The 14,322-nt window shown below is 71.0% G+C and carries 12 protein-coding genes; 7 read left to right on the top strand and 5 right to left on the bottom strand.

Features of this window, described 5'->3' with window-relative positions; translation table 11 throughout:
• Positions 1 to 1,837 (bottom strand): serine/threonine-protein kinase (locus ACY5KJ_RS07010; protein WP_462203018.1); only part of this gene is annotated, 1,837 nt, incomplete at its 3' end.
• 93 nt (positions 1,838 to 1,930) lie between these two features.
• On the bottom strand, positions 1,931 to 3,805 hold the full coding sequence (locus ACY5KJ_RS07005; protein ID WP_462186663.1) for a serine/threonine-protein kinase: 1,875 nt from the start codon (positions 3,803 to 3,805) through the stop codon (positions 1,931 to 1,933).
• Positions 3,806 to 3,923: 118 nt separating this feature from the next.
• Between ACY5KJ_RS07005 and ACY5KJ_RS07000 the strand changes: the two genes are divergently transcribed.
• The 4 genes from ACY5KJ_RS07000 to ACY5KJ_RS06985 all read left to right on the top strand — a co-directional run bounded on the left by ACY5KJ_RS07000 (position 3,924) and on the right by ACY5KJ_RS06985 (position 7,470).
• Positions 3,924 to 4,358 (top strand): cytidine deaminase, encoded by a 435-nt coding sequence (locus ACY5KJ_RS07000; protein WP_462186664.1) that lies wholly within the window; start codon positions 3,924 to 3,926, stop codon positions 4,356 to 4,358.
• The gene (locus tag ACY5KJ_RS06995) at positions 4,355 to 5,659 is read left to right on the top strand and encodes a thymidine phosphorylase (protein WP_462186665.1); all 1,305 of its coding nucleotides are present in this window, start codon (positions 4,355 to 4,357) and stop codon (positions 5,657 to 5,659) included. Before ACY5KJ_RS07000 ends, ACY5KJ_RS06995 begins: the two co-directional genes overlap by 4 nt.
• Positions 5,660 to 5,764: 105 nt before the next feature.
• Positions 5,765 to 6,865 (top strand): adenosine deaminase, encoded by a 1,101-nt coding sequence (locus ACY5KJ_RS06990; RefSeq protein ID WP_462186677.1) that lies wholly within the window; start codon positions 5,765 to 5,767, stop codon positions 6,863 to 6,865.
• Positions 6,865 to 7,470 (top strand): DNA-3-methyladenine glycosylase I, encoded by a 606-nt coding sequence (locus ACY5KJ_RS06985; RefSeq protein ID WP_462186666.1) that lies wholly within the window; start codon positions 6,865 to 6,867, stop codon positions 7,468 to 7,470. The genes ACY5KJ_RS06990 and ACY5KJ_RS06985 overlap by 1 nt, the downstream gene beginning before the upstream one ends.
• Before the next feature lie 51 nt (positions 7,471 to 7,521).
• Here the strand turns inward: ACY5KJ_RS06985 and deoC are convergent, their stop codons facing one another.
• The gene (deoC, locus tag ACY5KJ_RS06980) at positions 7,522 to 8,301 is read right to left on the bottom strand and encodes a deoxyribose-phosphate aldolase (RefSeq protein ID WP_462186678.1); all 780 of its coding nucleotides are present in this window, start codon (positions 8,299 to 8,301) and stop codon (positions 7,522 to 7,524) included.
• 40 nt (positions 8,302 to 8,341) lie between these two features.
• On the opposite strand from deoC, the gene upp reads away from it, so the two are divergent.
• A complete protein-coding gene (gene upp / locus ACY5KJ_RS06975; protein ID WP_462186667.1) occupies positions 8,342 to 8,980 on the top strand; it encodes a uracil phosphoribosyltransferase in 639 nt (212 codons plus the stop codon).
• Here the strand turns inward: upp and ACY5KJ_RS06970 are convergent.
• Positions 8,926 to 10,863 (bottom strand): phospho-sugar mutase, encoded by a 1,938-nt coding sequence (locus ACY5KJ_RS06970; protein WP_462186668.1) that lies wholly within the window; start codon positions 10,861 to 10,863, stop codon positions 8,926 to 8,928. The two genes, upp and ACY5KJ_RS06970, sit on opposite strands and share 55 nt — an antisense overlap.
• A gap of 18 nt (positions 10,864 to 10,881) precedes the next feature.
• Positions 10,882 to 11,694 carry a purine-nucleoside phosphorylase gene (locus ACY5KJ_RS06965; protein WP_462186669.1) on the bottom strand — a complete coding sequence of 271 codons (813 nt, stop codon included), beginning with the start codon at positions 11,692 to 11,694 and terminating at the stop codon, positions 10,882 to 10,884.
• 39 nt (positions 11,695 to 11,733) lie between these two features.
• On the opposite strand from ACY5KJ_RS06965, the gene ACY5KJ_RS06960 reads away from it, so the two are divergent.
• Both ACY5KJ_RS06960 and aspS read left to right on the top strand, forming a co-directional pair.
• Positions 11,734 to 12,120 carry a hypothetical protein gene (locus ACY5KJ_RS06960; RefSeq protein WP_462186670.1) on the top strand — a complete coding sequence of 129 codons (387 nt, stop codon included), beginning with the start codon at positions 11,734 to 11,736 and terminating at the stop codon, positions 12,118 to 12,120.
• A 189-nt stretch (positions 12,121 to 12,309) separates the two neighbouring features.
• A complete protein-coding gene (aspS, locus tag ACY5KJ_RS06955; RefSeq protein ID WP_462203017.1) occupies positions 12,310 to 14,142 on the top strand; it encodes an aspartate--tRNA ligase in 1,833 nt (610 codons plus the stop codon).
• Positions 14,143 to 14,322 lie beyond the last annotated feature (180 nt).

The raw sequence follows: 14,322 nt of genomic DNA, 5'->3' as shown, positions 1-14,322 counted from the left end.
CCGTTGTCGGCGTCGTCGTTGGGGTCGCAGACGACGACGGCCGGGGGCGGTAGGTGTAGCGCGGGGAGTCCGGGGCGACGACCTCAGACGTGGTGGATCGTGAGGTCACGGCCGGGGGGGAGGAAGCGATGGTCGCGATGGGCGGTGGCGTGGTCTGCTGCGCGGTGACATCGTTCGGCTCGGGGGTCGAGCCGCCGGAGGTCAGTCCGACAGTCAGGGCGATGGCCGCGCCCATCACGAGCATGGCCGCTCCGGCCACGACCGCGATCGTCCGCTGTCGACGCCGCTGGGGGTCGCCCGGTCCGTGACCGTGCCCGTCGCGGCGGGGAGGCTCGGCGCGGCGCCGGGCCTCGCCGAGGGGCAACAGTCCGGCGGCGTGATTGTCGTCGTCGAACAGATCCAGGTCGGAGGTCGCCGACACGGGGGTGGCCGCGCCGATGCGGGTCACGTCGTCGTCCACCGGAGACCCCGCCACGCTGTTGAGCCCGATGCTGGTCGGCGCGTCGTGGTCGGGCTCGGGCCGCGTCCGGCCAGGCGGTGCTGCGCGGTTCTGCGGCGTGGTCCGGTCCGGCGGGATCACGTGGTTCGATGGGCCGGTGCGGCCGGGTTCCCCACGACCGGTGCGCGACTCGGCAGCGCCCGCAGCCGCCACGGCGGTCCCGTCAAGGGGGTTGAGTAGGGGATCCACAGTGACGTCGCGGTCAGCGGGGACGGGCGGCGCGGCGGCGGACGCCGAGCGGTTCGTCGGGCGCGGGACAGCCCCCTGGTCTCCCACGGCCGCCGGAGCCGCCTCGCCCGCCTGGACTCCCGCGGTCCCGGCGACACCGCCGCCCGACCCCGGCCGGGAATCTGCGGCCGGTCCGGCGCCTGCTGCCGGCTCGGCCGGGTCGTCGAGGTTCTCCAGGCCGACGTCGACGGAACTCGCGTCCGTCTCCTCGCCAGTCCGAGGACGGGCGTGCATGACCGAAGCCGGTACCGGATTCGCATTGCGCGCGATCGGGATCAGCCGCCGGCGGATCTCCGTCACGTCGGGCCGCTCCTCGGCCGGCCGGTCCATCAGGTCACTGAGCAGGTTGCGCAACGGGCCGGCTAGCCGGAAGGCCCGCCGGCGGCCCTCGACCACGGCGGTCAGTACGGCGTAGGTCTCCGGGCCCTCGAACGGCGGCTGGCCCTCGACAGCCGAGTACAGCGTCGCGCCGAGCCCCCACAGGTCGCTCGCGGGAGTGCCGGAGGAGCCCCGGACCCGCTCGGGAGCGATGTAGGCCGGGGAGCCGACCAGGGCCCCAGCGCCGGTCAGGGTCACGTCGCCCTCGGTCGCGGCGATGCCGAAGTCGGTGAGCCGCACCCGGCCGTCCCGCCCGAGCAGGACGTTCCCGGGCTTGACGTCGCGGTGGAGCACGCCCGCCGAATGGGCCGCGGCGAGCGCGTCGGTCAGCGCCAGCCCGATCGCGGCGACCTGGTCGAAGGGCAGCGGGCCCTGGTTGCGGATCACATCGCCGAGGCTGTCCGCGTCGACGAGTTCCATGATGATCCAGTGCCGCTGATGTTCCTCGACCACGTCGTACACCGAGACGATGGCGGGACTGTGCAGCCTGGCCAGGGCACGGGCCTCGCGAAGAACCCGGGCCCGGATCGCGTCGCGCTCGTTCTGCGCGCCGGCCATCGGCACGAGGATCTCTTTGATGGCGACCGGGCGCTGGAGTAGTTCGTCCTCACCGCGCCAGACGACACCGGCTCCACCACGCCCGATGGGCGTGTCGAGCCGGTATCGCTGCGCTACGTAGCGAGGTGTGCCGTGCCGGGAGGTGTCCGGGGGCACACTTGCCGATTTAGCCATCGTGTCAAGTCTGACGGATGGACTGATGCGCGCGCCGGACGGCCCGCATCTTTCCGAACACTACGGGCACCGCAAATCCGTCGATGGCCGACATCACGGACCGGGCCGGAAGGTGGCGAACAGCTGGCGCATCAACGGTTGATCTTGCAGCCACAGATCCTCCCTGGTATGCCAGTACAGGGCATACCCGTGGCCGTTGCGAATCGCACCCCGGTTGAGCACATGCACCATGACCCCGTCCGACCCGCGGTACCCGAACTCCCAGTCGGCCTGGTTGGTGCCATCCCCACCATCGCTGGGAGCCAGCCGTATCTGCCGATAATCCCGCACGCTCTGCCGGAAGCCGGCCTCGTTGCGTCGCCAGTCGCCGATGGCAGAGGTGTTTGCTTGCCTGACGCTACCGACACGTAGGAAGGACCGGGCAGCCGGGTCCACGAAGTCGACGTTTCCGGGTCCGCCGGGCCCCTCGCGGCGCTGCCAGTCCGAGGGGTACGCCACGGACCAGCCGGCGGTGGGATCGACGTAGGACACCCAGCCAGGCGGGCCCGTGACCGGGGTGGTTTCCCGAGCGACGGGCTCCCCGGCCGCCGCCGGGCCCGCCGGGGCCGACCCGCCGGCTCCGGTCGGCGACGAGATGCCGCCGGTCTGGTTGGTCGAGGTGCCGCGGCTCTTGTCGTCCGGGCCACCTGTCACCACGATCACGATGCCGATGATCGCGGCGGCGACCAGTGCCACGAGCGTCGCCACGGCGATGGTCACGCGACGCCGATCCCCGGCGTCGGGGTCGCGTGGCGGACCTCCCGCCGGCTCGATTCCCGCCGGCCTGTCGGGCGCCGGCCGCAGCCGGGCGGTCGACGGCGGGGAGGCCGGTGAGGCGGTGGCGAAGAGATTAGCCAGTTCGACGTCGCCGCCGGTGAAACCGTTGCCGTGCCCTCGGCCGATGAGCCGGGCCCGGGCCGGGATTCCGCCCAGGGCACGCATCCGGTCGATCGAGTGGATGCGCTCCAACGGCCCGGTGGGACGGGACCGAGGTGTCCGCGACGGCGTGGCCTCCTGACGCGTCTCGGTGTCCTGGCGGGCTCCGGTGTTCTGCTGAGCTGCGGCGTGCTGGCGGACCGCATCTCGTTCGACTATCTCGCGCAGTCGCCTGCGTACGACGGTGAGCGGTGGTCGGCTCGCCTCGTGCGGGGCCATCAGGTCGTCGATCACCGGTATAAGTGGTCCGGCCAGCCGGAAGGGCTGGCGTCGTCCCTGAACCAGGGCGGTGAGCACCGAAATCGGGTCACCGCCGGAGAAGGGCGGGTAGCCTTCGACGGTGGTGAACAGCGTGGCGCCCAGTCCCCACCGGTCACCCGCGGCGCTGCCGGCATCGCCACGGGCGCGTTCCGGCGGCAGGTAGGCGGGGGAGCCCATCACCATCCCAGTGCTGGTGAGCCGGGGATCCCCCTGGCTGACCGCGATGCCGAAGTCGGTCAGCCGGGCCCGGCCGTCCGCGGTCACCAGCACGTTGCTCGGCTTGACGTCGCGGTGCACCACGCCGAGCCGGTGCGCGGCCTCCAGGGCGTAGGCGAGGCTGATACCGATCCGGCACGTCTCCTCGACCGGCAGCGGTCCGCGATCGTTGATGATCGTGGCGAGGGACTGGCCGTCAACGTATTCCATGATGATCCAGGGCAGCTCGCCGTCGTCGATGACGTCGAGGACGGCGACGGCACCGGGATGATGCAGCCGACCGGCGGCGCGCGCCTCGCGTAGGACCCGCTCGCGGGTCAGGTCGCGTTCGTCCGCGTTCTCCCCGAGCGGCAGCCGTACTTCCTTGATTGCAACCACGCGCTGGAGCAGCTCGTCGGTGGCCCGGTGCACGACGCCGAATCCGCCGCGTCCGATGACCCCGTCGAGCCGGTACCGTCCCCCGACGAGGGCCACCGCTCTGGCCGAACCCGGATTGTCCGGGGACTCGCCTGCCATCCCGTCGTCCCTTCCGATCGCCGGTGGGGCTCGCATCCATGGGATCACATCGTGGCCGGACCGGGTGTCGGGCATGCTGGCGACAGCGACCGAACGGACCACGGACCTGGGGTGCAGTGTGAACGATAAAGACTGGGAGCGGTTGCGGAACGCCGCTGTCCGTGTCGCACAGAGCGCCTACGCGCCCTACTCGGGTCTGCGGGTGGGTGCTGCTGCACTGGTCGTGGATCTGCCGGACGCCGCCGGGCGTACCACCGGTGACGACCCGTGGATCGTCGTCGGCTGCAATGTCGAGAACGCGTCCTACGGCCTCGGGCTGTGCGCCGAATGCGGTCTCGTCTCGGCGCTGCACGCCAGAGGCGGTGGTCGGCTGCTGGCGTTCGCCTGCGTCGACTCCGACGGTGCGCCGTTGGCGCCCTGCGGACGGTGCCGCCAGCTGCTCTACGAGCACGGCGGGCCGGATCTGCTCGTCGCCACGGGCGACGGCGTGCGCACCATCGCGGACCTGCTCCCCGCAGCGTTCGGACCGCACGATCTACCGGGTGTCGCGTGAGCGGGAGCTTCGACGTCGTCGATCTGATCCGGGCCAAGCGGGACGGTCGACCCGTCGATCTCCGGGCCGTCGACTGGCTCATTGACGCCTACACCCGGGGTCTGGTCGCCGACGAGCAGATGTCGGCGTACCTGATGGCGGTGGTGTGGCGCGGGATGGCTCCCGCCGAGCTGGACCGCTGGACCGCTGCAATGATCGACAGTGGGGAGCGCCTGGACCTGACCGGCGTGGGACGTCCCACCGTCGACAAACACTCCACCGGAGGGGTCGGCGACAAGGTCTCGCTCGTGCTGGTGCCGCTGGTCGCCGCCTGTGGGGCCGCGGTCCCACAGCTCGCCGGGCGGGGGCTCGGTCACACCGGTGGAACGCTGGACAAGATGGAGGCGATCCCCGGCTGGCGGGCGGATCTGTCGGCCGCCCGGATGCGTGAGCTCCTCGCCGAGGTGGGTGCGGTGATCTGTGCCGCGGGTGCCGGCCTCGCTCCGGCCGACCGCCGGCTCTACGCGCTGCGGGACGTCACCGGAACCGTCGAGTCGATCCCGCTCATCGCATCGTCGATCATGAGTAAGAAGATCGCCGAGGGCACGTCGGCGCTGGTCCTGGACGTCAAGGTCGGCTCTGGGGCCTTCATGACGTTGGTGGGCGAGGCCCGTGAGCTCGCCCGGGCGATGGTCCGGATCGGCGTTGCCGCCGGGGTCCGCACCGAGGCCCTGCTGACCGGGATGGACCACCCCCTCGGCCGGACCGCCGGGCACGCGCTGGAGGTGGCCGAGGCCGTGGAGACCCTCCGTGGTGGTGGGCCGGCGGATCTGGTGGAGGTCACCGTCGCGCTGGCCAGAGCGATGATCGACCTCGTCGCCGCCGAGCTCGGCCACCGGTCCGGCGCTCTCCATGATCCCGCGCAGGTGCTGGCTGCCGGGGACGCTTTTGCGGTGTGGCGGGCGATGGTCGCGGCCCAGGGCGGCGATCCGGACGCGCCGCTTCCGGCGGCGAGCCATGTCGAGACCGTCCCCGCGCCGGCGACCGGCTATCTCCACCGCCTGGACGCCCGAGCGGTCGGCGTGGCGGCTTGGCGGCTTGGCGCGGGCCGGGCCCGCAAGGAGGACGCGGTCTCCGCGACGGCGGGCGTGCGGTGGCGGGTGGGAATCGGTGACCCGGTCACGGCCGGCGAGCCGCTGCTGGAACTGCACACCGACGACCCGGCCAGCGTCGAGCGGGCCCGGGAGGCCCTGACGGGAGCGGTGGAGGTCGCCGCGACGCCGCCCCCGAGCACACCGCTCGTCCTCGATCACCTCAGCTGAACCGATCACCTCAGCTGAACCGGTCCCGGCAGTCCGGGTCGTCATCGTGCCGTCGCTGTTCTGTCGTACCCGTGGTCTACCGTCGAGACGATGACGGAGGACATGATGACGAACGACGCACGGCCCCCGACGATCACGGTTGAGGACATCCGCCGGGTGCCGAAGGTACTGCTTCATGACCATCTTGACGGCGGGCTCCGGCCGGCCACGGTGGTCGAGCTCGCCGACGAGACCGGTTACCGCGATCTGCCGACCACGGACGTCCACACCCTGAGCACGTGGTTTCGTGGCGGCGCGCATAGCGGCTCGCTCGTCCGCTACCTGGAGACGTTCCGGCACACGGTGGGGGTGATGCAGACCCAGGAGGCCATCATGCGGGTGGCGCGGGAGTGCGCGGAGGATCTTGCGGCCGACGGCGTCGTCTACGCCGAGGTGCGGTTCGCCCCCGAGCTGCACGTCGAGCGCGGGCTGTCCCTGGACGCGGTGGTCGAGGCCGTGCTTGACGGGTTCCGGGCCGGTTCGGCCGGCACACCGCTGCACCCTCGCGCCCTGCTCACCGCGATGCGCCATCAGGCCCGCTCACTGGAGATCGCGGAGCTCGTGGTCCGGTGGCGCGATGCCGGCGTGGTCGGGTTCGACATCGCGGGCGCCGAGGCGGGCAATCCGCCCACCCGTCACCTGGACGCCTTCCAGTACATCCAGCGGGCGAACGGCCACTTCACGATCCATGCAGGCGAGGCGTTCGGCCTGCCGTCGATCTGGGAGGCCGTGCAGTGGTGCAACGCCGATCGGCTGGGGCACGGAGTGCGCATCGTCGATGACATCACGGTCGATCCGGACGGTAAGGCGATCCTCGGTGATCTCGCGAACTACGTGCGCGACGTCCGGGTGCCGCTGGAGATGTGTCCCTCGTCGAACGTGCACACCGGAGCCGCGCCGAGCATCGAACGGCACCCCATCGGGCTGCTTCGCCGGCTGCAGTTCCGGGTCACGGTCAACACGGACAACAGGCTGATGAGCGGCGTGTCGCTGTCGAGTGAGTTCGCGACCCTCGTGGACGTCAACGGCTACGGCTGGTCCGACATCCGCTGGCTCACCCTCAACGCGATGAAGTCCGCCTTCCTGCCCTTCGACCGGCGGCTCGATTTCATCAACAACGTCATCAAGCCGGGCTATGCGGAGCTTGTCTCCGCGGAGTCAGCCTGATGAGCGGTGGGCCGGTGAGGCCCGCCTCGGATGCCGTGGTGGGAGCCGATGGTTGCCCGCGATGCCCGTGGGGTCTGTCCGCGCCGGAGTACGTCGCCTACCACGACGACGAGTGGGGGCGTCCGGTCAGGGACACGGTCGGTCTGTTCGAGCGGCTGACTCTGGAGGCGTTCCAGTCCGGCCTGTCGTGGTTGACGATCCTGCGCAAGCGGCCGGCGTTCCGGGCGGCGTTCGCCGGATTCGACCCGGCCGCCGTGGCCGCGTTCGGTTCCGCGGATGTCGACCGGCTGCTCGCCGACGCCGGCATCGTCCGAAACCGCCGCAAGATCGAGGCGACGATCGCCAATGCCCGCGCCGTCCTTACGCTGGACCGTCCCCTCGAGGATCTGATCTGGTCGTTCCAGCCGGAGCCGATGGGGCGGGTGGCGCCGGCCACCCTCGCCGACGTGCCGGCGAAGACCCCCGAGTCGGTGGCGCTCGCCAAGGGGCTGCGCGCGGCCGGGTTCGTCTTCGTCGGTCCGACCACCGCCTATGCCCTGATGCAGGCCTGCGGGCTCGTTGATGATCATCTGTCTGGCTGCTGGGTGGCGGGGCGCGTGGGCTAGCCGTCAGATCTCGGCTGTGGCCGTCGGCGGCGGATCATCCGGGGAAGCCGGTCACCTGGGAAAGCCGGCGAGCACATCCGCGGAGGCGGACAGTCCGAGCCGGGTCGCGCCAGCCTCGATCATCTCGATCGCCTTCTCGGCGGTGCGGATGCCGCCCGAGGCTTTGATACCGAGCCGGCCACCCACGGCCGCCGCCATCGCCCGCACTGCGCGCACGCTGGCCCCGCCTGCCGGGTGGAAACCGGTGGAGGTCTTGACGAACTCGGCGCCGCCGGCCTCCGCTGCCCGGCAGGCGGCGACGATGCTCTCGTCCGGCAGCAGGGCCGTCTCCAGGATGACCTTGAGCACGACGTCCGGCGGCACCGACAGCCGGACCTCGGTGATTTCGGTCTCGATCGCTCGCCAGTTCTCGTCCATCGCGTTGGCGATGTCGATGACCATGTCGATCTCCGTGGCGCCGTCCGCGACCGCCCGCCGCGCCTCCTCGGCCTTGATGACGGTCAGGTGCGTGCCGTGCGGAAAGCCGATGACGGAGGCGACGCCGAAGGCCGGCCCGACCTCACCGCCGTCCCGTCGGGTACTCGCGGCGGCCAGGTAGACATGGGTCGGCGCCACACAGACGGCACCGACACCCAGCTTGGCAGCTTCCCCGCACAGCGCGAGTATCTCCTCGCCGGTGGCGGACGGCTGTAGCAGTGTGTGGTCGACTATCCGGGCTACCTCGGCGCGCCGCAGCGTGGGGCGAGCGCCGGCGGCCGGTCGGGAGGGGCACTTCTCGGGTTCCTCGCCGGGACGGTCCGATCCGGCCGGAGCCGTTGTCATACGTTGCATCATTGCCGATCGCCCGGCTTCGCGTACGAGGAGTCCTTCCGTGCAGCTGCACATCGTCGACCATCCCCTCGCGGCCTCGTCGCTGACCGTCCTGCGGGACGAGCGCACGCCCCGGTCCCGGTTCCGGCCCGTCCTGTACGACCTGGCGATGATGCTCGTGTACGAGGCGACCCGTACGCTGCCGACGATGCCGGTCACCGTCACGACTCCGCTGGCCACGACCTCCGGGGTGCGGTTGGCCGCGGAACCGGTCGTCGTCCCGGTGCTGCGGGCCGGGCTCGGCATGCTGCCGGCGGCGCTCAACCTGCTTCCCGACGCCCACACCGCGTTCATCGGGCTCTCCCGCGACGAGACGACCTTCGAACCCACGGCCTACCTGGAGGCGATGCCCACCGATCTGGCCGGCCGCCCGGTGCTGCTGCTCGACCCGATGCTCGCCACCGGCGGTTCGGCCCTGCACTGCCTGCGGCTGCTCGCCGACCGCGGGGCGCGGGGCGTCACCGTGGTCTCCGTGGTGGCAGCACCGGAGGGCCTTGCGGCGCTGGAATCCGGTGGCCCTGCGGTCGGCACGGCCGACCTGACCGTTGTGACCGCCGTGGTCGACGAGAGATTGAACGAGACGGCCTATATTGTGCCCGGGCTCGGCGACGCGGGTGATCGGATCTTCGGCGAGATGTGATCTCCGTCGCGTCCGTCGAGCAGATTGCCCGCGGCCGTGTGCAGGTGGAGCAGGCGTGCCGCGGCCTGGTCCCGAGCCGCGGGCACCGCGTCGACGGCATGCCCCGGCACCGGCTCCACGGTCTCGAGGTACACCTTTAGTTTGGGTTCGGTCCCGCTCGGGCGGAAGATCACCCGATCCTCGTCGAGGAACAGCATGAGCACGTCGGCGGGTGGCAGGACCGGATGCGCCGCGTCGGCACGGTCCATGGGGCCGGCACGGTCCACGGGGCGTGCGGGTCGAGGGGGGATCCCTCCCGCCGGTGCGTTCCCGTCCCGCCCGCCGGCCAGCAGGTCACGGACTCCGGTGACGGGACGCCCGGCGAGGCTGGTCGGCGGCTGGACCCGCAGGCGGTGCATCATCTCGTCGATCTGGGTGACGTCGTCGAAGCGCGCCGAGTGTTGCCCCGCGAGATGGACACCGAGTCGTGCGGACAACTCGTCGAGCAGGCCTGGCAGGGTCCGACCTCGTCGCTTCGCCCGCGCGGCGATCAGAGCGATGGCGAGGGCGGCGGTGATGCCGTCCTTGTCGCGGACCAGATCCGGGGCGACGGCGTATCCGAGTGCCTCCTCGTAGCCGAAGACCAGCCGCGCGTCCGCACGCATGATCCACTTGAAGCCGGTCAGCGTCTCGGCGTAAGGAACCCCGACCTCGGCGGCCAGCGCACGCAGACCGGAGGAGCTGACGATGGTGGTCGTTACCGGACCGGGGCGGGAGCGCAGGACATGATCGGCGAGAAGCAGACCGACCTCGTCACCGCTGAGTACCCGCCCTCCGACGGCGACGGCGCACCGGTCGGCGTCGGGATCGTTGGCGAGTACCAGATCGGCGTCGATGCGCTCGCCGAGCGCCAGAACCCGGTCCATCGCCCCCGCCTCCTCGGGGTTCGGCCACTGGACTGTCGGAAACTCCGGATCGGGTTCGGCCTGCTCGTGGACGACATCGGGTGCGGCGAGACCCGCGGCGGTGAACACGGCGCTGAGAACGGCTGCGCCGACACCGTGCAACGGGGTGTACGCAACGGTCAGGGCCGTCGCGTCCGTGGTCACGTCCGTGGTCACGTCTGTGCGTAGGTCGGTGGCTGTGGCTGCCCGGCCGGCGGTGGCCGCCGCGTGTATGTAGTCGTCGACGACATCCGCATCGAGCCTCCGCCAGGTCTCGGCGAGTGGGATCGCCCGGGCGGGGCCGGCAGCCGCGATCATTCCTTCGATCTCACTGTCCGCCGGAGCCACGAGCTGCGCCCCCCGCGCGGCGCCCGAGGAAGCATCACCCAGGTAGACCTTATAGCCGTTGTCGGTGGCTGGATTGTGGCTGGCCGTGACCATCACGCCGGCGTCCGCGCCCAGCCTGCGCACGGCGAAGGCCAGCACCGGAGTGGGCACCGGCCCGGGGAGTACCAGCGCCAGCAGTCCGGCACCGGCGAACACCCGGGCGCTGTCGAGGGCGAACGCCTCGCTGCGATGCCGGGCGTCGTAGCCGACGACGACGGTCGCCGTCGAGGAACTCGGTGCCGCCTGTGCTGGTGGTGTCGCCCTGCTCGTGAGCCAGGTGGCGAGTCCGGCGGCGGCGCGGCGCACCACGGCGGTGTTCATGCCGGCTGGACCGGCGCGCAGTGGCCCGCGCAACCCGGCTGTGCCGAACCGCAGCGGTCCGTGGAAACGTGTGGCCAGCTCCGCGAGCAGCGTGGCATCGTGACCCGCGCCGTCGCGCAGCCGGGCCAGTTCGGCCTGGTCGGCGGGATCCGGATCATCGGCCAGCCAGGCCTCGACCTGCTCGGCGAGTGGGCTGGGCAGGGACGTCGGGCTGGGCAGGGACGTCGGGCCTGGTCGGGACGAGGACGGCATCGCGATTCCGCCGTGGTCCTACAGCCGGGTGACGATGTCGGCGAGCAGGATACCCATGCGTTCCGCGGCGGCAGCTCCCGTGGCCAGCACCTCGAGATGATCTAGCGGCTCGCCGCTCATCCCCGCTGCGAGGTTGGTGACCAGGGACAGGGCCAGCACCTCCGCTCCGGCGGCCCGCGCCGCGATCGTCTCGTGCACGGTCGACATGCCGACCAGGTCGGCTCCCAGGAGCCGCAGCATGCGGATCTCTGCGGGTGTCTCGAAGTGTGGACCGGGCAGTCCCGCATACACTCCTTCGGCCAGGATGGGATCGACCTCGCGGGCAAGCGCCCGTAGCCGGGGGGAATAGGCGTCGGTCAGGTCGGTGAACGCCGGACCGACCAGGGGTGAGCGGCCGGTCAGGTTCAGGTGGTCGGCGACCAGGACGGGCTGGCCGACGTACATGTCCGCGCGCAGACCGCCGGCGGCGTTCGTCAGTATGACGGTCGACGCGCCGGCCGCACAGGCCAGGCGGACCGCGTGGACCACCCGGGACAGGTCATGGCCCTCGTAGGGATGTACGCGGCCCAGATAGATCAACAGGCGGCGGTCGCCGAGCTGGACGGAGCGTGTGGTCGGCTTGTGCCCGGGAACGTCGGTGTTGGATGGGAAGCCGCCGAGTTGGGTAAACGTGACCTCGGTGACGTCGGTCGCCTGCCGGGACAGTACATCGGCGGCCGGGGGCCAGCCCGATCCCAGCACAATCGCGATGTCGTGCCGGTCGGCTCCGGTCAGCTCGGCCAGGGTGGCGGCCGAGGCCGCCGCGTTCGGTTCGTCCGCCTGTGCCCTCACCCGGCGACTGTACGGGGTGCGTGGAGGACACTGACGCCCGTGCCCCTGATACCGTCCCATCGTCGTCTCCCGGCAGTGCCCTTGGAGTCCGGCGAGTTCATCGAGGTCGTGCTGCGCGGTCGGCTCACCGACCCGAGCGGGCCCGGACGGTTCACGGCGAAGGTCGAATCCTTCGTCGGACACCGGTTCGGGGCCTCGCGCTGGATCATGCTGACCGATCGGCGGCTGCTGGTCCTCGCCCCCTTCCCGCGGGAGGGCGACTGGTTCGACGTCGTCTTCGACCGTCGTGAGGTGACGGCGTCCCGAGGCGTCAAGCACGGAGATGTGATCACCGTCGAGCTCACCACTCCCCGCGGCCGTCAGGTCCTGCGCATCTCGGCCCGGCTACGCGGGGAGGCGGGCCGTTTCATCCGCGCGCTGCGCTAACGGCGAACGATCTCGCCGTGCGGCCTGTCCGGCCTGTCCGGCCCATGCGGTCGCCGGGAGCGGCGGTCTCGCGGTTACCGGCCGATAGGGTCAGGACTGGATCCCGCGCGGGCGCAGTGACATCGCCACACATCTGGCGAGAAAAGTACCCGGCGGGCCGGACCAGACTGCGATGGGAACAACGGATCGATGACTACGACCCAGTCGACCACCGGCGAGCTACCGATCCCGGTGGCGGGGGCCGCCACCTCGGGCGGGCGGCAGCGCACGGCCATGCGCACACATCTGTGCGGTGATCTGCGATCGGATCACGTTGACCAGACCGTGACGGTGTGTGGCTGGGTGGCGCACCGCCGTCAGCACGGCCAGTCGCTGACCTTCGTCGACCTGCGTGACCATTCCGGGATCATTCAGGCGGTCGTCGACGGCTCGGTCGACGTCCGGACCGAGTACGTGTTGCGGATCACCGGTACCGTCGCCGTCCGCCCGGAGGGGACCGCGAACCCCGCCCTGGCCACGGGCGAGGTCGAGCTACGCGACTGCGAGGTGCAGGTGCTCTCGGTCGCGACACCGCCGCCGTTCCCGCTGGACGATCGAGCCGACTCCGTCGATGAGACCATTCGTCTCGCCTACCGCTATCTCGATCTGCGCCGTGACCGGATGCAGCGCAACCTGCGGATCCGCTCGGCGGTTCTTGCGGCGATGCGCTCGGCGCTCGCCCCGCTGGACTTCGTCGAGGTCGAGACGCCGCTGCTGATGCCCTCGACACCGGAGGGAGCGCGGGAGTTCATCGTCCCGTCGCGCCAGTTCCCAGGCAGTTTTTACGCCCTCCCGCAGTCACCCCAGCTTTTCAAGCAGTTGCTCATGGTGGGCGGGACGGATCGCTATTTCCAGTTCGCCCGATGTCTGCGCGACGAGGACCTGCGGGCCGACCGGCAGTACGAGTTCACCCAGCTCGACCTCGAGATGAGCTTCGTGGACCAGGACGACGTGCTCGGCGTGACGTCGGCGGCGGTTTTGGCCGCGGCCCGGGCGGTGACCGGCGGCCCCGTGCTGCCGATCGAGCGGATGTCCTGGCACGAAGCGATGAACCGCTTCGGGGTCGACAAGCCGGACCTGCGGTTCGGCATGGAACTCATAGAGCTGACCGCGGTCTTCGCGGGTAGCGGTTTCAAGGCGTTCGCCGGGGCCGAGGCCGTCAAGGGAATCCGCGTACCCGGCGGGTCAGCCTCGCACAACCGGCGCAAGCTCGACGATCTCACCGCGCGGGCGAAGGGACTGGGCGCGAAGGGCCTGGTCTGGATGCGGGTCGGTCCCGGCGGCGAGCTGGAGTCCCCGGTGGCGAAGTTTCTCGCCGCCGAGGAACTCGCCGGCATCGTCGCGGCAACCGCGGCGGTGGCGGGCGACCTTCTTCTCCTGGTCGCCGACGAGTGGGCGATCACCTGCGAGGTGCTCGGCCAGCTTCGCAACGATCTGGGCCGCCCGCCGGCCGGCGAAGGTCCCTTGCGGTTCGTGTGGGTCGTCGACTTCCCGCTGTTCGTCGGGGTGGATCCGGGCACCGGACGGCCGAAGCCGGGGCATCACCCCTTCACCCGTCCGCACCCCGACGATGTGGACAAGCTGGAGACCGATCCGCTCGCGGTGCGTAGCCGGGCGTACGACCTGGTGCTCAACGGCTGGGAACTCGGATCTGGCTCGATCCGGATCCATGAGAGCGATCTCCAGCAGCGCATCTTCGGGATCCTCGGAATCTCGCCGGCGGAGGCGAAGGCTCGATTCGGCTTCTTCCTCATCCCTTTCGGCTACGGGGCGCCACCGCACGGCGGATTCGCGGTGGGGATCGACCGGTTGGTGGCGATCCTCGCCGGTGAGGAGAACATCCGGGAGGTCATCGCTTTTCCCAAGACCCAGTCGGGACTCGACCCGTTGACGGGCGCCCCGACGCCCGTGACCGATCGTCAGCTGCGTGAGCTGGGGGTGCGGGTGGTCACTGCACCGGCACCGGGCCCGGTAGCCGTCTGAGCGCGTCGGGCCCGGCCGATGGGCGGTGAGGTGGTCGGGCCGGGCATTGCCGCGACCAAGCCTTTGGCCAGCTCCCCGGTGGGGGGTGGTGGGGTAGGAACGGGCTGAATGGGGTAGTCACCTTCTGCTGCCCGTAAGCCGACCTGCTGCCCGTAAGCCGACCTGCTGCCCGTAAGCCGA

The sequence above is a fragment of the Frankia sp. CcWB3 genome, assembly GCF_977927595.1.
Note: the sequence above shows the minus strand (reverse complement) of the source record. Positions and strands in the feature narration are given on the sequence as shown.

Coding starts and splice junctions, on each gene's coding strand:
- deoC (WP_462186678.1), bottom strand. CDS start 8,301: ATGCAACGTATGACAACGGCTCCGGCCGGATCGGACCGTCCCGGCGAG.
- ACY5KJ_RS06970 (WP_462186668.1), bottom strand. CDS start 10,863: ATGCCGTCCTCGTCCCGACCAGGCCCGACGTCCCTGCCCAGCCCGACG.
- aspS (WP_462203017.1), top strand. CDS start 12,310: ATGACTACGACCCAGTCGACCACCGGCGAGCTACCGATCCCGGTGGCG.
- ACY5KJ_RS06990 (WP_462186677.1), top strand. CDS start 5,765: ATGACGAACGACGCACGGCCCCCGACGATCACGGTTGAGGACATCCGC.
- ACY5KJ_RS07005 (WP_462186663.1), bottom strand. CDS start 3,805: ATGGCAGGCGAGTCCCCGGACAATCCGGGTTCGGCCAGAGCGGTGGCC.
- ACY5KJ_RS06985 (WP_462186666.1), top strand. CDS start 6,865: ATGAGCGGTGGGCCGGTGAGGCCCGCCTCGGATGCCGTGGTGGGAGCC.